The 18,165-nt window shown below is 62.3% G+C and carries 19 protein-coding genes; 9 read left to right on the forward strand and 10 right to left on the reverse strand.

The annotated features are described in order from the left end of the window. Window positions 1-34 precede the first annotated feature (34 nt). The 5 genes from ccmA to BWR18_RS02170 are packed head-to-tail and all read left to right on the forward strand — an operon-like array spanning window position 35 to window position 2,789. A complete protein-coding gene (gene ccmA, locus BWR18_RS02150) occupies window positions 35-649 on the forward strand; it encodes a heme ABC exporter ATP-binding protein CcmA (RefSeq protein WP_076626498.1) in 615 nt (204 codons plus the stop codon). Beyond that, window positions 646-1,302 (forward strand): heme exporter protein CcmB, encoded by a 657-nt coding sequence (ccmB, locus tag BWR18_RS02155; RefSeq protein WP_076626499.1) that lies wholly within the window; start codon window positions 646-648, stop codon window positions 1,300-1,302. The genes ccmA and ccmB overlap by 4 nt, the downstream gene beginning before the upstream one ends. Window positions 1,303-1,349: 47 nt before the next feature. After that, on the forward strand, window positions 1,350-2,102 hold the full coding sequence (locus BWR18_RS02160) for a heme ABC transporter permease (protein WP_076626500.1): 753 nt from the start codon (window positions 1,350-1,352) through the stop codon (window positions 2,100-2,102). Then, complete coding sequence (gene ccmD, locus BWR18_RS02165; RefSeq protein WP_076626501.1) at window positions 2,102-2,257, forward strand: heme exporter protein CcmD; 156 nt, start codon at window positions 2,102-2,104, stop codon at window positions 2,255-2,257. The genes BWR18_RS02160 and ccmD overlap by 1 nt, the downstream gene beginning before the upstream one ends. After that, window positions 2,250-2,789, forward strand: a complete 540-nt coding sequence (locus tag BWR18_RS02170) for a DsbE family thiol:disulfide interchange protein (RefSeq protein ID WP_083957612.1) — start codon at window positions 2,250-2,252, stop codon at window positions 2,787-2,789. Before ccmD ends, BWR18_RS02170 begins: the two co-directional genes overlap by 8 nt. A 140-nt stretch (window positions 2,790-2,929) precedes the next feature. Here BWR18_RS02170 and BWR18_RS02175 read toward each other — a convergent pair whose 3' ends face one another. Then, window positions 2,930-3,631, reverse strand: a complete 702-nt coding sequence (locus BWR18_RS02175; protein ID WP_076626503.1) for an SDR family NAD(P)-dependent oxidoreductase — start codon at window positions 3,629-3,631, stop codon at window positions 2,930-2,932. Between the two features lie 64 nt (window positions 3,632-3,695). After that, window positions 3,696-6,383: an aconitate hydratase AcnA gene (gene acnA, locus BWR18_RS02180; RefSeq protein WP_076626504.1), complete on the reverse strand. Its 2,688-nt coding sequence runs from the start codon at window positions 6,381-6,383 to the stop codon at window positions 3,696-3,698. A gap of 252 nt (window positions 6,384-6,635) precedes the next feature. On the opposite strand from acnA, the gene BWR18_RS02185 reads away from it, so the two are divergent. Then, entirely contained in the window at window positions 6,636-7,328 is a 693-nt protein-coding gene (locus tag BWR18_RS02185) for a DUF1223 domain-containing protein (RefSeq protein WP_076626505.1), read from the forward strand. Here the strand turns inward: BWR18_RS02185 and BWR18_RS02190 are convergent. From BWR18_RS02190 to purB, 5 genes are all read right to left on the reverse strand, one after another. After that, window positions 7,321-8,235 (reverse strand): lysophospholipid acyltransferase family protein, encoded by a 915-nt coding sequence (locus BWR18_RS02190; RefSeq protein ID WP_076626506.1) that lies wholly within the window; start codon window positions 8,233-8,235, stop codon window positions 7,321-7,323. The two genes, BWR18_RS02185 and BWR18_RS02190, sit on opposite strands and share 8 nt — an antisense overlap. A 239-nt stretch (window positions 8,236-8,474) precedes the next feature. Then, entirely contained in the window at window positions 8,475-9,569 is a 1,095-nt protein-coding gene (locus BWR18_RS02195) for a flagellar motor switch protein FliG (RefSeq protein ID WP_083957613.1), read from the reverse strand. Window positions 9,570-9,640: 71 nt separating this feature from the next. After that, on the reverse strand, window positions 9,641-10,246 hold the full coding sequence (locus tag BWR18_RS02200) for a tetratricopeptide repeat protein (protein WP_076626507.1): 606 nt from the start codon (window positions 10,244-10,246) through the stop codon (window positions 9,641-9,643). An 87-nt stretch (window positions 10,247-10,333) separates the two neighbouring features. Continuing rightward, a complete protein-coding gene (locus BWR18_RS21545) occupies window positions 10,334-10,498 on the reverse strand; it encodes an adenylosuccinate lyase (RefSeq protein WP_157598624.1) in 165 nt (54 codons plus the stop codon). Window positions 10,499-10,645: 147 nt separating this feature from the next. Beyond that, entirely contained in the window at window positions 10,646-11,953 is a 1,308-nt protein-coding gene (gene purB, locus BWR18_RS02205) for an adenylosuccinate lyase (protein ID WP_076626508.1), read from the reverse strand. A gap of 81 nt (window positions 11,954-12,034) precedes the next feature. On the opposite strand from purB, the gene BWR18_RS02210 reads away from it, so the two are divergent. The 3 genes from BWR18_RS02210 to BWR18_RS02220 all read left to right on the forward strand — a co-directional run bounded on the left by BWR18_RS02210 (window position 12,035) and on the right by BWR18_RS02220 (window position 13,476). After that, on the forward strand, window positions 12,035-12,367 hold the full coding sequence (locus BWR18_RS02210; RefSeq protein ID WP_076626509.1) for a hypothetical protein: 333 nt from the start codon (window positions 12,035-12,037) through the stop codon (window positions 12,365-12,367). Then, window positions 12,357-12,764, forward strand: coding sequence for a DUF6314 family protein (locus BWR18_RS02215; protein WP_076626510.1), 408 nt, complete (start codon window positions 12,357-12,359; stop codon window positions 12,762-12,764). The genes BWR18_RS02210 and BWR18_RS02215 overlap by 11 nt, the downstream gene beginning before the upstream one ends. A gap of 112 nt (window positions 12,765-12,876) precedes the next feature. After that, on the forward strand, window positions 12,877-13,476 hold the full coding sequence (locus tag BWR18_RS02220; protein WP_076630067.1) for a biotin transporter BioY: 600 nt from the start codon (window positions 12,877-12,879) through the stop codon (window positions 13,474-13,476). A gap of 94 nt (window positions 13,477-13,570) precedes the next feature. Here BWR18_RS02220 and BWR18_RS02225 read toward each other — a convergent pair whose 3' ends face one another. From BWR18_RS02225 to BWR18_RS02235, 3 genes are all read right to left on the reverse strand, one after another. After that, on the reverse strand, window positions 13,571-14,806 hold the full coding sequence (locus BWR18_RS02225; protein ID WP_076626511.1) for a bifunctional alpha/beta hydrolase/OsmC family protein: 1,236 nt from the start codon (window positions 14,804-14,806) through the stop codon (window positions 13,571-13,573). Between the two features lie 148 nt (window positions 14,807-14,954). Further along, window positions 14,955-16,070 carry an NAD(P)/FAD-dependent oxidoreductase gene (locus BWR18_RS02230; protein WP_076626512.1) on the reverse strand — a complete coding sequence of 372 codons (1,116 nt, stop codon included), beginning with the start codon at window positions 16,068-16,070 and terminating at the stop codon, window positions 14,955-14,957. Further along, window positions 16,070-18,028, reverse strand: coding sequence for a LodA/GoxA family CTQ-dependent oxidase (locus BWR18_RS02235; protein WP_076626513.1), 1,959 nt, complete (start codon window positions 18,026-18,028; stop codon window positions 16,070-16,072). The genes BWR18_RS02230 and BWR18_RS02235 overlap by 1 nt, the downstream gene beginning before the upstream one ends. Window positions 18,029-18,165 lie beyond the last annotated feature (137 nt).

Below are 18,165 nucleotides of genomic sequence, written 5' to 3' on the forward strand. Positions count from 1 at the left end.
TTTGTGCCTGCACGCAATGGGTTACGGCTGTGGCATGGAAATGACTGTCACTGATCTGGCCGTGGGCCGTGGCGGCGTGCCGGTGCTGGCGGGCGTGTCCTTTGCCGTTGGGTCCGGGCAGGCGCTTGTGCTGCGCGGGCCGAACGGGTCGGGCAAGACGACGCTCTTGCGCACTGTGGCCGGGTTGCAGGTGCCAATGGCGGGTGTCGTGGCGGGGGCCGAGGATCGCATTGCCTATGCTGGCCACGCGGACGGGTTGAAGGCGGCGCTGAGCGTGGCCGAGAACCTGCGCTTCTGGGCGTCGGTGTTTGGGCAGTCGGATATTGCGCCTGCTTTGGCCGCCTTTGATCTGGAGGATTTGGTGGACCGGCCCGCGGGCCGTTTGTCGGCCGGGCAGAAGCGCCGGTTGGGGTTGGCGCGGTTGATGGTGACGGGGCGCGATGTGTGGGTTCTGGATGAGCCGACGGTGTCGCTGGATGCGGCATCTGTTGCGCTTTTTGCCGCTGCGGTGCGGGAGCATCTGGCGCGGGGCGGGGCGGCGTTGATGGCGACGCATATTGAACTGGGGCTTGAGGCGGAGGCGCTGGATGTGTCGCGCTTTCGCGCGGCAGCGGCGCGGATGGATGCCGCGGACGAGGCGTTTTTGTGAGGGCTCTGTTTTTCCGGGATCTGGCGCTGGCCTTGCGGGCGGGGGGCGGCTTTGGCCTGGGTTTGGCCTTTTTCCTGATCGTCGTTGTGTTGGTGCCCTTCAGCGTGGGGCCGCAATCGGCGCTCTTGACCCAGATTGCGCCGGGAGTTTTGTGGTTGGGAGCGCTGTTGGCGTGTCTGTTGTCGCTGGACCGGCTGTTGGCAGTGGATTGGGAGGACGGGGCGCTGGATCTGCTGGCGACGTCGCCCCTGCCGCTAGAGGGGATCGTGGCAGTGAAGGCGGCGGCGCATTGGGTGACGACCGGGTTGCCCTTGGTGCTGGCCGCGCCCGTGTTGGGGGTGCTGCTGAACCTTGCGCCGTCTGGGTATGGGGTGCTGGTGGTGAGCCTGGCCCTTGGGACGCCGGCGCTGTCGATGATTGGTGCGTTTGGTGCGGCGCTGACCGTGGGGATCAAGCGGGGTGGGCTGCTCTTGTCGTTGCTTGTGCTGCCTCTGTATGTGCCGACGCTGATCTTTGGGGCGGAGGCAGCGCGGCGGGCGGCACAGGGGTTGGACAGCGCCACGCCTTTGCTGCTTTTGGCGGGGATCACGCTGGCCGTGCTGGCCGCGATGCCATTTGCCGCAGGGGCGGTGCTGCGCGTGAACCTGCGATAACGCGGATGTCGATTGAGGAGGGGGCCCCGAGGGGTTAAATGTAGATCATGTCACTTTGGGAATACGCCAACCCTGTCAAGTTTCTGCGCCTGAGCGAACGGGTGCAGCCGTGGCTTTGGGCCGGGGCCGCCATCTGTCTGGTCGTGGGGCTGGTCTGGGGGTTCTTCTTTACGCCGGATGACTTCCGGCAGGGCTCGACCGTCAAGATCATCTATTTGCACGTGCCTTCGGCACTGATGGCGATCAATGCGTGGTTCATGATGCTGGTGGCGTCGCTGATCTGGATCGTGCGGCGGCATCATGTGTCTGCGCTGGCTGCGCGGGCGGCGGCGCCCGTGGGCATCGTGATGACATTGATTGCACTCTTTACCGGGGCGATCTGGGGGCAGCCGATGTGGGGCACATGGTGGGCGTGGGACCCGCGCCTGACCTCGTTCCTGATCCTGTTTTTGTTTTATCTGGGCTACGTGGCCTTGTGGGAGGCCATCGAGGATCCCGATACGGCGGCGGATTTGACGTCTATCCTGTGTCTGGTGGGCACCGTCTTTGCCGTGCTGAGCCGTTATGCCGTGCTGTTCTGGAACCAAGGGCTGCATCAGGGGGCGTCGCTGAGCCTGGATAAGGAAGAGAACGTAGCGGACGTGTTCTATTTCCCGCTGCTCGTGTGCATTGGCGGGTTTGTTTTGCTGTTTCTGGCGTTGGTGCTTTACCGGACGGGAACGGAGATACGGGTGCGTCGGACGCGCGCGTTGATGGCGCGTGAGACGCGCGGTGCGAACCTGCGGGCGGAGGAGGCGTGATGCCGGATCTTGGGAAATACGCAGATGCAGTGCTGTCTGCCTATGCGGTGTCGATCGTGCTGCTGGTCGCCATTGTCGTGTTGACCGTTTGGCGTGGGCGCCGCGTGCGCGCGGAGATGGAGGCGGTTGAGCGGCGGAGTGTGCAGGGTGGCTAAGGTATCGCCGCTGATGCTGGCCCCCATCGGTATTTTTGCGGGCTTTGTGGCGTTGGCCGCTGTGGGCATGTTTCGTGAGAACCCCAACGAGTTACCGTCGACCCGTATTGGTGCCCTTGCGCCGCCGTTGACAGACGCGCAGCTTGCCGACTATGCGCCGGTGATGGACGGTGATCTGGTGCGCGGTGAGGTCACGCTGGTGAATTTCTGGGCATCTTGGTGTCCGCCGTGCCGTGCCGAGCATCCAAAGCTTTTGGAAATGGCGGCGGAGGGGATGCCGATCATCGGCGTGAACTTCAGAGACACCGAGGGGCCGGCGTCAAAATACCTGAACGAAGACGGCAACCCGTTTGTCGCCGTGGCGTTTGATCCCGCGGCCCGGTCGGCTATCGACTGGGGTGTGACGGCGCCGCCCGAGACTTTCATTCTGGATGGGGATGGCACAATTCTGTACCGGTTCCAAGGGCCGCTTGTCGGGTCGGATTATGAAAATCGGTTTCTGCCCGCGCTGGAAAAGGCGCTGTCAAATTGAGCGCCTGACGGCGCATTTTACTTTGATCCGCCCTGCTTTTTCTGACTTGAAATACCAATGCCGGAGGCGCCTGTCCGCGATGTCGGGAGCCTCCGGCGGGGATTTTTTGAACCAGAGAAGATGGACGCGGTCCGCATTGATTACAAACGGTAACCTGCGTTGACGTCCAGGATGGTGCCGGTGATGGCTGCTGCCGCGTCGGAGGCGAGGAAGCGGACGGCGGCGGCGATGTCGTCTGGGGTGGCCATGCGGCGCAGGGCGCTGTCGTTGATGATCATATCGGTGATGTCGTCCGGGCGGGTCGCTTCGGGGGTGTTGACGGCGCCGGGGGCCACGGCGTTCACGCGGATGCCCTTGGGGCCGAGCGTTTTGGCGGCGATCTTGGTCCAGGTGTCGACGGCGGCTTTGCTTGCGGAGTAGCTGTGCGCGACCATGGCGGGCAGGCGGGCGTTTTGGGACGAGATGTTGACGATGGCCGCACCGGGTTGGAGATGTTCCAAGGCGGCGGCCACGAGACCCATGGGCGCGTTTACGTTGACGTTGAAATTGGTCGCGATGGCATCCGCGTCGTAGTTTTCGGCGTCATCGGTCAGGAGGCTGCCTGCGTTGTTCACGATGATGTCGAGACGACCGAAGTGGTCGATGACTTGCTGCGGCAGGGCCGCTGTTGCGCCGGGATCCGCCAGATCAACCTGGAAAGCGGCAATGTCTGGATGGTCTTTGAGCAATTCGGTTGGTTCGGTGCTGCGCCAGGTGATCACGACCCGGTGGTCCCGGGCCAGATCAGCGGCGATGGCGCGCCCCAGCCCCCTTGCGGCTCCGGTAACGAGTGCGGTTTTCATGGACGGCTCCGAAACAAAAAAGGGCGCCCCGAGGGGCGCCCGTTCTGATGGTATCACATCCGCTTTAGGCGGCGGATGCAAGGTTGCGCAGCACGTAGTGCAGAACGCCGCCATGTTCGATGTATTCGATCTCGATCGCGGTATCGATCCGGCATTTCAGCGTAATCTCTTTGACCGAGCCGTCACCCATGGTGATGGTGCAGGGCACCTCTTGCAGGGGCTGGATCGTGTCGAGGCCGGAGATGGAGACGGTTTCATCGCCCTTGAGGCCCAGCGATTTGCGGGTGTCGCCGTTCGTGAATTCGAACGGGATGACGCCCATGCCGACGAGGTTTGAGCGGTGGATGCGTTCGAAGCTTTCCGCGATGACCGCCTTGACGCCCAGGAGCGCGGTGCCCTTGGCCGCCCAGTCGCGGGATGACCCTGCGCCGTATTGTTCGCCGCCGAAGATTACGAGCGGTGTGCCGTTTTCCTGATGTGCCATGGCCGCGTCGAAGATCGACGTCTGTTCGCCGTCGGGCCCTTTTGTGTAGCCGCCTTCGACGCCGTCCAGCATCTCGTTCTTGATACGGATGTTGGCGAAGGTGCCGCGCATCATGATCTCGTGATTGCCGCGGCGGGAGCCGTAGGAGTTGAACTCGCGCGGGGCGACTTGCCGTTCGGTCAGGTACTGCCCTGCGGGGGTCGATTCCTTGAACGCGCCAGCGGGCGAGATGTGGTCGGTGGTGATCATGTCACCGAGCAGGGCCAGAACCTTGGCCCCTTCGATGTTGGTGATCACGCCCGGTTCCGGCGACATGCCCTGGAAGTAGGGCGGGTTCTGGACATAGGTGGAGGTTGGCGGCCAGTCGTAGGTTTTCTGGTCGGTGGTTTCCACGCCCTGCCATTTTTCGTCGCCGGTGAAGACTTCGGCGTATTTCTCCTGAAAGGCTTCGCGCGTCACGGTTGCTTCGACCAGTTCGGCAACCTCCTGGCTGGTGGGCCAGATGTCTTTCAGGAAGACGTCGTTGCCGTCCCCGTCTTGGCCGATGGCGTCTTCGGCAAGGTTGATGTCAAGCGTGCCCGCGAGCGCATAGGCGACGACCAGCGGGGGTGAGGCCAAGTAGTTGGCGCGCACGTCAGGCGAAATCCGCCCTTCGAAGTTGCGGTTGCCGGACAGGACCGAGGTGGCGACCAGATCGCCGTCGGCGATGGCTTTGCTGATCTCCTCCTGGATCGGGCCGGAGTTGCCGATGCAGGTGGTGCAGCCGTAGCCCACAAGGTTGAAGCCGATCTTGTCGAGGTCTTCTTGCAGGCCCGCCGCCTCCAAGTAGGCGGACACGACCTGGCTGCCCGGTGCAAGCGAGGTTTTGACCCATGGTTTGCGGTCGAGACCCAGGGCCGCCGCCTTGCGTGCCACGAGGCCCGCGCCGATCATCACGTAGGGGTTCGATGTGTTGGTGCACGAGGTGATCGAGGCGATCACGACCTTGCCCGATTCCATGGTGTAGTCTTCGCCGTCGACCGGAACCTCTTTGCCCATGGGACGCTTGAACGTCTCTTCCATTTCCTTGCGGAAGGCGTTTTGCCCTTCGGTCAGCGCCACGTAGTCCTGTGGGCGTTTGGGGCCCGAGATGGCAGGCACAATGGTGCCCATGTCGAGGTGCAGCGTGTCAGTGTAGATCGGTGCGTAATCCGCGCCGCGCCAGAATCCGTTTTCCTTGGCATAGGCTTCGACCAGTGCGATGCGGTCCTCGTCCCGGCCGGTGTTGCGCAGGTAGCGCAGGGTTTCGTCGTCGATGGGGAAGAAGCCGCAGGTGGCGCCGTATTCGGGGGCCATGTTTGCAATGGTCGCACGGTCGGCGAGCGGCAGGCGGTCGAGACCCTCGCCGTAGAATTCGACGAATTTGCCGACGACGCCCTTGGCGCGCAGCATTTCGACCACTTTCAGGACGAGGTCGGTGCCTGTGGTGCCTTCGAGCATGGAGCCGGTCAGCTCAAACCCGATGACTTCGGGGATGAGCATCGAGATGGGCTGGCCGAGCATGGCGGCTTCCGCCTCGATCCCGCCAACGCCCCAACCCAGAACGGCGGCGCCGTTGACCATGGTGGTGTGCGAGTCGGTGCCGACGAGCGTATCGGGATAGGCCACTTCGGCGCCGTTCTGGTCGTGATCGGTCCAGACGGTCTGGGCCAGGTATTCCAGGTTCACCTGGTGGCAGATGCCGGTGCCGGGCGGGACCACGCGGAAGTTGTTGAACGCGGACTGGCCCCATTTGAGGAACGTGTAGCGCTCCATGTTCCGTTCGTATTCGCGGTCGACATTCATCTGGAAGGCGCGGGGGTTGCCGAACTCGTCGATCATGACAGAGTGGTCGATGACCAGGTCGACGGGGTTCAGCGGGTTGATCTTTTCCGGATCACCGCCCAGGGCCACCAGACCGTCGCGCATGGCAGCGAGGTCCACGACCGCGGGCACGCCGGTGAAGTCCTGCATCAGCACGCGGGCGGGGCGGTAGGCGATCTCGCGCGGGTTCTTGCCGCCCTGGGCGCCCCATGTCGCAAAGGCCTTGATGTCGTCGGTGCTGACGGTCTTGCCGTCTTCGAAGCGCAGCATGTTTTCGAGCACGACCTTGAGGGCGGCGGGCAGCTTGGCAAAATCGCCCAGGCCCGCGTCGGTCGCAGCGGGGATGGAGTAATAGTCGATGGACTGGCCGCCGACGGTCAGCGTCTTGCGCGTCTTGGCGGTATCATGACCTACGGTGATGGGCATGGAGTTTTTCCTTTCCTGAAACGGATGGGGCAACGAATTGGGTGCGTGATGCCCCAAATGGGCGGGTGCAATCAACCGTATTTGGCGTCCCTGCGACGATTTTGTATACTATTGCATACAGTTTTTGTGCGCAATGCCGTGATCCGGCTGTCACATACGCTCAACAAACATTGATTGGCGCTTTGGCAAAGTCTTTCCTAGTTACGCTATACGGTTAAAAACCACTCCCGACGCAATGAGTGTGCTTCTTCTATGAAACGTCTGATCCCCCTTGTTCTTGCTGCTGTTGCAAGCCTTGTCACTCCTGCAGCGGCGCAGTCGCCGGTGGTGGTAGAGCTGTTCACGTCGCAGGGCTGTTCGTCCTGTCCGCCGGCCGACAAGCTGATGCATGAGTTGGCCAAGCGGGACGATGTGATCGCGCTGGCGCTGCATGTGGATTACTGGGACTACATCGGGTGGAAGGACGAGTTTGCCGATCCTGCCTATGCCGAACGGCAACGTGGCTATGCCATAGCCGCGGGGCGCAGGTCTGTTTACACGCCGCAGATGATCATCAACGGGCAGGCGGACATTGTGGGTGCGCGCCCGATGGAGCTGTCCAAGGTGATTTCGGACCATTCTGACAAGATGACACCGATCACGCTGGCCGTGACACGGTCGGGCGACCAAGTGAACATCACCGCCCAGAGCGCAGAACCGAGCGGCCCGTTGGTTGTTCAGATGCTGCGCTACACCCCCGAACGCACGTCGCGCATCACGCGGGGGGAGAATGCAGGCCACACGATCACCTATGCCAACGTCACCGAAGGGTGGAAGATCTTGCAGCAGTGGGACGGCGTGACGGACCTGGCCATCAAAGCGGACGCGCCGGGCGACAAACCCTTGGTCGTGATGGTGCAGAAGGGCGTCGATGGCCCCATTCTTGCCGCTGCTCAAATCAAGTAGCGGTTTCGGGGTAGTATTCGTCTATACGCCAGCGTCTTGCGACCCAAAGCCATTGTTCGGGGTTGGCCCGAATGCGTGCGCCGATGCTGTCGTTCATGGCCTGCGTCATTGTCTCGGGGTCTGAAGGGACAATGGGCGCCTCCATCACACAATCAAAGCCCAGCCCGTCGGGTTTGCGGATGCCGTAGAAGGGGATCAGCCGCGCGTTGTAGCGCAAGGCCAGTTCCGCGGCAGAGACTGCCGTGCGTGCGGGATGCCCCAGGAAATCGAGGATCGGCGCCCGTTGCACGTGCTGGTCAAAGAGCAGGACCAGTTGGCCGCCCGCCTTGAGGTGCCGGACGAACCCTGCCGTGCCCTTGCGCCCCTGGGCAAAGACAGGTCCGCCAAAGGCCTGCATGGTGCGCACGTAATGGGCGTTGAAATAGGGGTTCGACATATCGCGGTAGAGCCCGCCGACATCGTAACCACGCCCAACGAGAGTGGCGCGCAGGGCCTCGTAATTGCCGAAATGGCCGGTGACGAGGATAACGGGCTGGCCGGATTGCGCAGCCTGTTCAAGCGCCTCGATGCCGGGGCCGTTGATCTCTGCGCCTTTCTGGCGGGCGAGAAGCGCGCCGGTCGAATAGTTTTCGATCAAGGTGCGACCGGCGTTGTCGAGGCTTTTTCGCGCGATGCGGTCATGTTCGGTGCTTGGCAGTTCGGGCAAGACGAGGGCGATATGTTCGGCGGCGCGCTTTTTGAACCCTGCCGCCGGGCCAACGATGCGGGACAGGATCCAGCCCATGAATGGGACGCGCCAGGTGTATGGCAGGGCGAGTGCGGCGCCGATGCACCCGCGCGCGACGGCGTTGGTGGCCAAGTAGGCCAGCTTGGTCCGCCATGGCAGGTCTTCGGAATCGTGTCGCATTCGGGTCCATGTCCTGAGCGCGCCATGTGTTGGCGGGCAAATCTTGGAGCCAGACATAAAACCAGCCCCCAGGGTTCACAAGCGGGCGGTTCTGCGTTGCATGTTTGAGTGGTGTCTTTGCGTGGCTTGGCTTTCCGTCCAGCGTCCGGGGTTGATCCGGCAAGGTGCGGTTGCGCATCAGTTTGTGCGTAGGGCCAATGTGACCTGTTTCATCCCTTTGCGGGTGTGCCTTGTGCGCATCAGTCTTCGTCGTCTTCCGTGATCAGCATCAGGTCGCCGCTGGTCTCCATGTCGCGGATCGCCTTGACGATGTTGCCCATCGCATCCTCGACATCGGTGGGTTTTTGTTTGCCTGCCTCCTGCACCTCTTCCCGCATTTGGTCGGCCATGCGGGCAGACATGTTGTTCAGCACAAACTCGGCTGAGGTATCGAGCCCCATGTCCGCGGCGCCTGCGAAGGCGGTGATCAGATCCTCTTGCTCGACATTGCGCAGGATGCGCGGGATATCCCGTGGCGCGATGCGATTCGGGATGTTGGCGAAAGTGAAGATGGCCTTACGCACGGCGGTTGCGAACCCTTCATCCGTTTCCTCGAGCCCGGCAAGCATGTCGTCGCGTGTGGAAGAGGTTGTGGAGTTCAGGATCGCGCCGACACGTTCCACAGGGCCGTTGTCGAAAGCACGCAGAGGTTGTGAATCCATCTGGCTGGCGAGCGACAGGCCGATGCGTTCGACAGCTTCGGGCGTGACTGCGCTGGTTTGTGATACGGCATAGGTGATCGCGCGCGCGCGGGGGCCCGGCAGCAGGCCCAGCAGCTCCGCTGCCTTGGATACATCGAGTTTCGACAGCATGACGGCCGCGATCTCGATGCTTTCCTCTTCCAGTATCGGAAGCAGCTTGTCCGGGCCCATGTCGCGTATGCGCTGCCACGGATCGCCGCCGCGTTTCACGCCTGCCTCTTTCCTGAGCCGGGCCGCGGTTTGCGCGCTGATCTTGCCATCGAGTGCGTCGAGCGCGCCCGCCATGCTGCCCGGCAGGCTGAGGCCGATGCGTTCTACCTCTTCGGCGAATTCGGCGGCGACGGCTTGCAATGTGTCGCGGTCGACGACGCGCATGGATCCCATCGCCTTGGTCAGGTGCGCCTGCAGGTCTTCGGGCAATTCCTCAAGCGGGATGTCGGCGCCCTCGTTCAGCAACAGCCGCACGACGATCGCCGCCTTGGCCCGCCGCGACAGGTTCGCGGGCGCTCGCGTCACCGGTACAGGTGTCAAAGAAACGCCGCCGCCCGACTGCATGGGTGCAGGGGCGGCGGACATGGGTACCAAGTCTGTCATGTCCTGCCTCGAAACGATTTGGCACCGTTCTGGCAGGCAAAGGTTGAGAATCCCTCAACCGGGCAGAAGCATCAGTAATTGTAGGTGGTGCCGGTTTCGATAGCGTCCCGCAGGCTGGCTTCGGCCCAGGTGCCAGCACCGCCGCGGGCCTGGATCTCGCGCAGCTGGATCATCGCGGCCACCGTGTCCCCTTCGACAACCTTGCCCTGGCCCATGTAGGAGCGGGCGAGGATGTTGTCGGGGTTCGCGTCGATGGCCTGCTGGTAGAAGACGTTTGCCAGTTCCAGTTGGCCCGTCTTGCGGGCGGTGAAGCCGCGATAGGTCAGCACGCGGTCCTCGGCCTGGTCGGGCATCTGGTCGAGCACGGTGTTGGCTTCGTTGTAACGCCCGGCATAGGCCAGTTCGCGCACGGCTTTGTAGAGCTCGTCGGCGTCCAGATAGGACGTCTTGTCCGGGCGCACGCATTTGCCGATCTTGGCGTCCCAGACACCGTTCACGGGCTGCGAAAAGCGGACATAGGCGTTCTTGTCGGGATCCCATTGACGCACGTTCAGGCAGTTCTGCGTCGTCTCGGTTTTCTTGGGCTTGGCATTGTCGTCGCTGCCTGCGGCAAAGCCGGTCGAGGGCAGGGCCAAGGCCGAGGTGATGGCGGTTGTCAGGATCAGGGCGCGCAGCATGTCAGTTCTCCGTCGTGAGGTGCGTCAGGTTCGATGTAGAGGTAACCCGTCGCACCTCGATCTTATGCGATCACGAAAACGTGAGCATTAGCCCGTGGTCGCTACGCAGCTGTTTGTGTCGGCGTCATAGACAGTGCCCGCAGCACAGGACATCGCTTGCTGTTCGAGCTTGTCGTAGTTGCAGCCCATGGCAAGGCTGAGGGTGGGGGCGAGGGTGAGGGCCAGTGCCACCAGAACGGTCTTGGTCGTCATCTTTCGTCTCCTTTGTTTTCGGGTGACGTAAGGGTAGGGCACCGATGCTGTTCTGCCAAAGGAAAAGCAATCTGGGCGCATCAGGATGCGCCTTACTGCATAGAATGCAGGCCTCGTAAGGCGGAGGTGTCCTCCGCCTTGGCTGGCTCATTCTTCGGCAAAGACCCGTTCGAAAATCGTGTCGACATGCTTGGTATGGTAGCCAAGGTCGAACTTTTCCTCGATCTCGGCTGGGCTGAGCGCTGCGGTCACGTCTGCATCCGCCAGCAGCTCTTCTTTGAAGTCGGTGCGGTGTTCCCAGACCTTCAGCGCGTTGCGCTGGACATAAGTGTAGGCATCCTCGCGGCTCACGCCCGCTTGGGTCAGGGCCAGCAGCACTCGCTGGCTCATCACAAGGCCGGGGAACTTGTTCATGTTGTCGAGCATGTTCTCGGGGAAGATCAGCATCCTGTCGACGACACTGGTGAGGCGCGCCAGCGCGAAATCGAGCGTGATGGTCGCGTCGGGCCCGATCATGCGTTCGACGGAGGAGTGGCTGATGTCGCGTTCGTGCCACAGGGCCACGTTCTCCATCGCGGGGATCACGGCAGAGCGGACCATACGGGCGAGGCCCGTCAGGTTTTCGGTCAGCACAGGGTTCTTCTTGTGGGGCATCGCGCTTGAGCCCTTTTGGCCCATCGAGAAGAACTCGGCCCCTTCCAGCACCTCGGTCCGCTGCATGTGGCGGATTTCGACGGCAATGTTTTCGATAGAGGAGGCGACAACACCCAAGGTCGCGAAGAAGGCCGCGTGCCGGTCTCGGGGGATGACTTGCGTGCTGATCGGTTCCGGAACGAGGCCCAGCTTGTCGCAGACATGTTCTTCGACCGCGGGGTCGATATTGGCAAACGTACCCACCGCGCCGCTGATCGCACCCGTTGCAATCTCGGCTCGCGCATCGCGCATGCGGGACAGGTTGCGGTCCATTTCGGCGTAGAAGCGGGCAAAGGTCAGGCCCATGGTCGTGGGTTCTGCGTGGATGCCATGGCTGCGCCCGATGCGGACCGTGTCCTTATGTTCGTAGGCGCGGCGCTTGAGGGCGGCGAGCAGCCCTTCGAGGTCGGCAATTAGCAGATCAGCCGCGCGGGTCAGTTGGACGTTGAAGCAGGTGTCGAGCACGTCCGAGGATGTCATGCCCTGGTGGACGAAACGCGCCTCTTCGCTGCCGACATGTTCGGCGAGGTGGGTGAGAAAGGCGATGACGTCGTGCTTGGTGACCGCTTCAATCTCGTCGATGCGGGCGACGTCGAATTCGACATCCTTGGCTTTCCAGACGGCCTCGGCATTCTCTCGCGGGATCACGCCCAGGTCGGCCATGGCGTCGCAGGCGTGGGCTTCGATCTCGTACCAGATGCGGAACTTGGTGGCCGGGTCCCAGATCGCGACCATGTCGGGGCGGGAGTAACGTGGGATCATGGGGCACCTTTTTATGACTGTCGGATCAGTTGCCGCGTCCTTAGACTGAGGTCCGGTGAACGACAAGACGAAGGCCCAGATATGAGACGCTTTGCCCTGATCCTTGCGGTGCTGGCTGGCCCGGTTGCGGCCGATGGCTGGAAGCCGATGAGCGGCGAGGAGATCCGGGTGGCCCTGACGGGGCGGGTGCTGGCCTATCCTGACACCACGCAGGATTTCCGGGCCTCGGGCCGGACGCTTTACATCCACAAGGGGCGCGAAAGCTGGGGTTATTGGCGGGTCGAGGATGGCCGCTATTGCAGCCAGTGGCCGCCAAACGACATGTGGGCCTGCTATGGGATGGACCGCAACGGCGATGCATTGCGCTTTGTCGGACAGAGCGGTGACATCACCGAGGCAGGTTATGCAGACTGACCGGGTGCTGGCCGATTTTGAAGGGGCGTGGGAGCTTGAGCGCGTCATCACGCCCAAGGTTGGCGCACCTGCGCGATTTTCAGGTGTCGCGACGTGGACGGCGCGGGACGATGACCTTGCCTATTCCGAGGCGGGAACGTTGTATCTGGACGGGGCCGCGCCGATGCAAGCGGAGCGGCGGTATCTGTGGACGCCCTGTCTGCATGTCTATTTCGATGATGGGCGGTTCTTTCACACGGTGCCAGCGGCCGGAGGCGAGGCGTCGCATTGGTGTGATCCGGATGCTTATGCCGTGTCTTATGATTTTTCGGGTTGGCCCCACTTTCGCGCCACATGGACCGTCGAGGGGCCGCGCAAGTCTTACGTCATGACCAACTGTTACCGCCGTCGCGCGTGATGCGTACGCGTGAGCGGCGACCGTGATCGCAAACATTGGCTTTGCGCTTGCAGAAAGTGCAGGCCCTTGGCACAAGATGTTTAAATTTGTGTCACATGAACAGGTGGGAACCATGGAAACGACGTGGAATAACAAGGTGCTGAGCGAAGCGTTTGGCGCGAATGAGGGCACAGCGCTGCGGATCAAGCAAGCGGCCCTTGTGGTGCTGGGCATTGCCTTTCTTGCGATTGCAGCAAAGATCAAAGTGCCGATGTGGCCTGTTCCGATCACCATGGGGACCTTCGCCGTGTTAACGGTTGGCGCAGCCTATGGCGCGCGTCTGGGGCTGGTGACGATCCTTGGCTACATGATCATCGGCGCTTTGGGATTTGATGTCTTCGCTGGCTCGTCGGCCGAGAAGTTCGGTCTGGAATACATGATGGGCGGCACGGGCGGCTATCTGGTCGGCTACGTTCTCGCGACGCTCGCGCTGGGCGCGTTGGCCCGCCGTGGCTGGGACCGGTCGGTGCTGTTGATGGCGCTGGCGATGCTGCTGGGCAACGTGCTGATTTATGTTCCGGGTCTTGCTTGGTTGGGTCAGCTTTATGGTTGGGACAAGCCGATCCTGGAGTGGGGTCTGACACCTTTCCTGATCGGTGACGCGCTGAAACTGGCGCTGGCGGCGCTGGTTCTGCCCTTGGCCTGGACGCTGGTTGGCCGCGCGCGCGGCTGATCCACCCCGGAACCAAATCGAGAGGCGCGGCCCCGGATGGGACCGCGCCTCGTTTCATTTTGGGGTCGGGTCGCGGGCCTGAGCTCGGTCTTGCCTAGGTTGCTTCCACAATCTCACCCGCAGGGGCAAGTTCCGTCAGTACCTTTGATGTCCGCTCAAGCGTTCTGTGCACGGGGCATTTGTCGGCAATCTCGAGCAGCCGTTGTCGTTGTACGTCGTCGAGCGTCCCGGTCAGCGTGATCCTGCGTTTCCATTCGTCAATCTTGTCGCCTTCGACTGTGCCCGCGTCCTGTGCATGCACTTTGTTGTGGCTGACATCGACATGTACGTGGTCGAGGGGCCACTCCCTGCGCCGCGCGTACATACGGATGGTCATCGAGGTGCAGGCCGCCAGCCCCGCGGCAAGCAGCCCGTAGGGCGACAGCCCCTGATTGGTGCCGCCATAGGCGCGCGGTTCATCGGCGAGGATATGGTGCCGTGTGCCGTGTGTGATGTCCTGCAAAAAGCCGTTTGCATCGGCTTCGGAACTGCGCACGACCCCTTCGGGTGCGCCGATGGGTGGAGCGGGCGGCTTGAGTTGCAGGTACTTCTTGGCCCAGGTTGCGATGATGTCGGCGGCGTATTCGGCGTGGTCGGCCTTGGTCACAAGGTGGTCGGCATCGTCGAGGGTGACAAAGCTTTTGGGGTGTTTGGCGGCCATAAAGATCTCGCTCGCGTTGTCGACGCTGACGATGGCGTCGCGCGGGGCGTGCAGGACCAGAAGTGCAGCGTTCAGCCGGGCGATCGCGGGTTGCAAGGCTTCGTCGGTGACATCCTGGACAAACCCTTTGCCGATGCGGAAAGGGCGGCCGCCGAGGCTCACCTCGGCCTCGCCCTGTTCGAGGATCTTTGGCAGCGCGTCCGCAAAATTGTGGGTCACGTGTTCGGGGTCGAACGGGGCGCCGACGGTGGCCACCGCCTTGATCTGATCGAGTTGCGCGGTCGCCTTGAGCACTGCCGCGCCGCCAAGTGAATGGCCGATCAGGAGGGCGGGTGGCATGTTACGGTCGTTCAGGTAATCCACGGCCTTGACCAGGTCCTGCACGTTGGAGGTGAAGGAGGTGTTGGCAAACTCGCCATCGCTGTGGCCCAAGCCGGTGAAATCGAAGCGCAGCACTGCGATGCCCATGGTCGTCAGCCGTGCTGCAATGCGCCGAGCGGCGGGGATATCCTTGCCGCAGGTGAAGCAGTGGGCAAAGACTGCCGTGGCCAGGTGAGGCCCCTCGGGCAGGTCGAGCCGGGCGTCGAGCGTTCCGGCGTGGCCGGTGAAGGTAATGCGTTCTGTGGGCATGTTCTGTCTCCTTGAGTTGGAGAATGGGACGCGGGAGCCAAGCTGGGAAGGGGCATGACATAGATCTCACGCAGAGGTGTCACGGTGACACAGTCTTGCGGGTCCGGTCGGGTGGGTCGTGTCTTGCCAATGTGCCGACCTGCAACCGTCAACCCGGAGCTGGCACTGGCATTGCCGTTTGGTCTTGTCTCTGCTCAGCTGCAGTCCGCCGGCGTTTTGCAATCTGATGGCCCGCATGTTCGCGCCAGAAGGCTGTGTCGAAGGGGAGGGCGGCGTATTGGAGGCGTGTTTGCGCGTGCGTCCGTTCAGCGGTGCGGGCCGCGAGGGCAGCGTAAACAAGCGGCGCTTCGGCATCGCCGCCAATTGCATCCGCGACCGCATTGCCTGCGAAAAACCCGCCCGACAGCGCGTTGAACAGTCCCTGGGACGAGATCGGGTCAAAAGCCGCTGCCGCATCCCCCGTCGCCACCCATCCTGTGTCGCAGATCCGGTCCAGCACCGCGCTGCGGCAATCCACCGTGATGCAAGGTGTGCCATGGGCCGGAACGGGAATGGCAGTAAGGGTGCGTGCAGCGTGCGCAAGCGTCCCCTGCGGGTCGTTGAAGACCTCTTTGGCTGTCGTCGGGCTGGTGACAAATCCAACGGTTGTGCCTTGATCGGCGGGCGCGGCGTACCACCATCCCACCTGTGTTGCTTCGGCTGCCATAACCGCAGTGGAATTCTCCGCCACATGCCAAAGGACGGCGACCAGGTTTGGTCCATGGCATGTGGTGGCGCCGTTGCGGCGGGCGATATGGCCCGGGCGGCCCGTTGCGTCGATCATGTATGGCGTCGTGACAGCCTTGTTTGACGACAGATACGACAGGTTGGTGCGCCAGCCCTCACAGGTTTGAACCGTTCGTCCAATCCTCCCCTTAATGGTACGGACACCGAGCGTCCGCGCGCGTTTGCGCATGGCGATGCTGAGAGCGTGGCGGTCAAGACCCCAGCCGTGCACGCCGAGCCCCGGTGCCGTGCCGTGGGACTGTAGGTGTGCCGCACCCCACATGCTTTTGACGGTTTCGATGCGCAGCGCATCTTGCAGAACGTGACCAAGGCCAAGCCTCTGCATGATGGCACCGGCGCCCTGGGCCAGCATTTCCGCCCGTGTTCCCGCGATGCAATCTGCGGGATCGACAACGGTCACGGCAATCTTGCGTTCGGCCAGTGCAATGGCAGCGGCAAGCCCGGCAGGGCCGCCACCGGCAATCAGCACCTGCTGCATTAGACCTCGCCGCGGCCCAGCCGCTCGAATGTCTGATGTTCAAGAACCTCTTCAGCGCCTGCCTCGGGTTCCGGGCGCCGGGCCAATACAGAAATATGTTCTTCTGTCGATTGCAGCGCGACGATGTCCTGCGCCAGTTTCAGGCTTGGATCCCCTTGGGTAAATGTCGGCGAGCGCCCTGTTTCGACAAAGCACGGATCGGGCAACCCGGACCCTTCGGGCGGTGAATGCGCCTCGACCAGACCGGTCATCCACCATTTGTGGACCATGTTGTCGATCCGTGCTGCATAGCCCGTGCCCTGAAGATCGCGCAGCCAAAAGCGGCGATTGCTGAAATGGCGTTGTACCTGAAGCGGGGCCAGCTCCGGAGTGGTGGCAATAGCGTAGGCCTCGGTCGGTAACACCTGGTTCGGGACACGGGCGCCCCAAAAACTGGGAGAGGAGAGATACAGGCTGGGCGTGTAGACCAGACCTGAGTTGCAGGACGCCTCGTCCGTTTGCCAGGGCACGCCCATCCAGCGGGTCAGACTGCCTGGGCCTGTCGGCCCCCATGGTCCGTCCCAGGCGAGCGCCTGTGCGCGGCTGAGCGTGTCGCCGTAATCCTGACGCACGGGTTCGCCTTCGGGCAGCGGGCGCAAACGGTAGGGGATATCCGGGTTCCACATGGAGGCCAGCCGCATGGGCCACGTCATTTCGATGCCGGGATGGAATGGGCCACCCAGGCATTCGTGCAATGCGGCGCGGTCGAGTTCGCGCGGTTGGTCGCATGTCGGAATGTCGTCAAATACCGGAACGGTCGGTATGCCTGCCCAATCGCTGTCGAAATTGCCGTCTGCCCAGTTTTGCAGATGTTGGTATTGCGTCTTGGTCAGAAACAGATCTTCGCGCGCAGGATTCACCAGTTCACCCTCGCGCGGCCCGTCAAGATACTTGTCCCCATATGTGTCGCCGTAGAAGGGCGGCAGGGCCGCGTGGTTCAGCGCTTCGGTGTTGCTGTTGCGGAACAGGTTGAACACGGCCTGGCGGTAGGGGGCGCTGGCATCGGTCCGGTCGGCCATTTGCGCGATGATGTCCGGATCGCGGGCATCCAGCGGTGTGCCCTGACCCGCCAGCAGCAGGATGCCGTCGCAGACCCATTGGTGCCCGGTCATCCGGTCGAAGATGGGCCAGATGTCGCGGGTGAAGCTGGTTCCCTCTGGCGGTTCCAGGATCCCTTCGCGGAAGAACAGATCGCGGACGACATCGTCCATCGTCACGACGCCAAAGAGGCCCGGACCGAAATTCGGGGGCGCCACGATGACGTGAGCCGGTGTCGCCTCGAACGCGGTGTCACCGATTGTTACGGTTGCCCGGACGGGGCCATCGCTGGTGTCGTCGTGCCAGCCGTCATTGTTTGCAAAGGTGGTCGGGGCAGTGCCCGGCACCAGAGGTTCGGATGTGCCATGGCCGCCAAAGAACAAAAGCCGGCCAGCCTCGTCCGTGCGCAATTCGCCCAGATACACGGGCTTGCCGAAAAACGTGCCATCATCGAAAGGCGCCGATGTTTGGTTGGGCCCTGAGACTGTGCGGGGAGAGGGTCTTATACTGAGCCGTTCGCGATCATCGCCATTGAAGGTCGCGTTACGCTTCTTGGGTTCGAACACCTGCTCCGGTGGCAGGTCCATCGCATGCTGGAACTCGTACCATCCGGCCTTGAGGTTGGCGATTTCCACCCGCCAGTCGATTTGGGCGTCAGCGTCGGTAAGTTCGCGTACTTCGCCTGAGGTGAGCGTGGCGTACACACGGAACCGCGCGACTTGCCGTTTGAGGGAACCCTGCGCATCGCGAAAGCCATCCGTGTCGTGCGGTGTCGCACCTATGACATCTGCCGCAAGGAAGTAACCATCTTCGGAATTACCAACGCGCGCAACACCAATGGCCGGATGTATGGATATGCTTTTGATGTCGCTTGGCTGCATCCAAAGGCCCTTCAAAACGAATTTATCAAAATAATTCTGTGAACCGATTTCAAGAATCGATCCTTAACTTCACGTTATGCGAGAATGTGCATTTGGCCTATAATTTGTTTTCAGAAAGTTTTGTGGATATTGCACTG

The sequence above is a fragment of the Tateyamaria omphalii genome (assembly GCF_001969365.1).
GTDB classification, from domain to species: Bacteria; Pseudomonadota; Alphaproteobacteria; order Rhodobacterales; family Rhodobacteraceae; genus Tateyamaria; species Tateyamaria omphalii_A.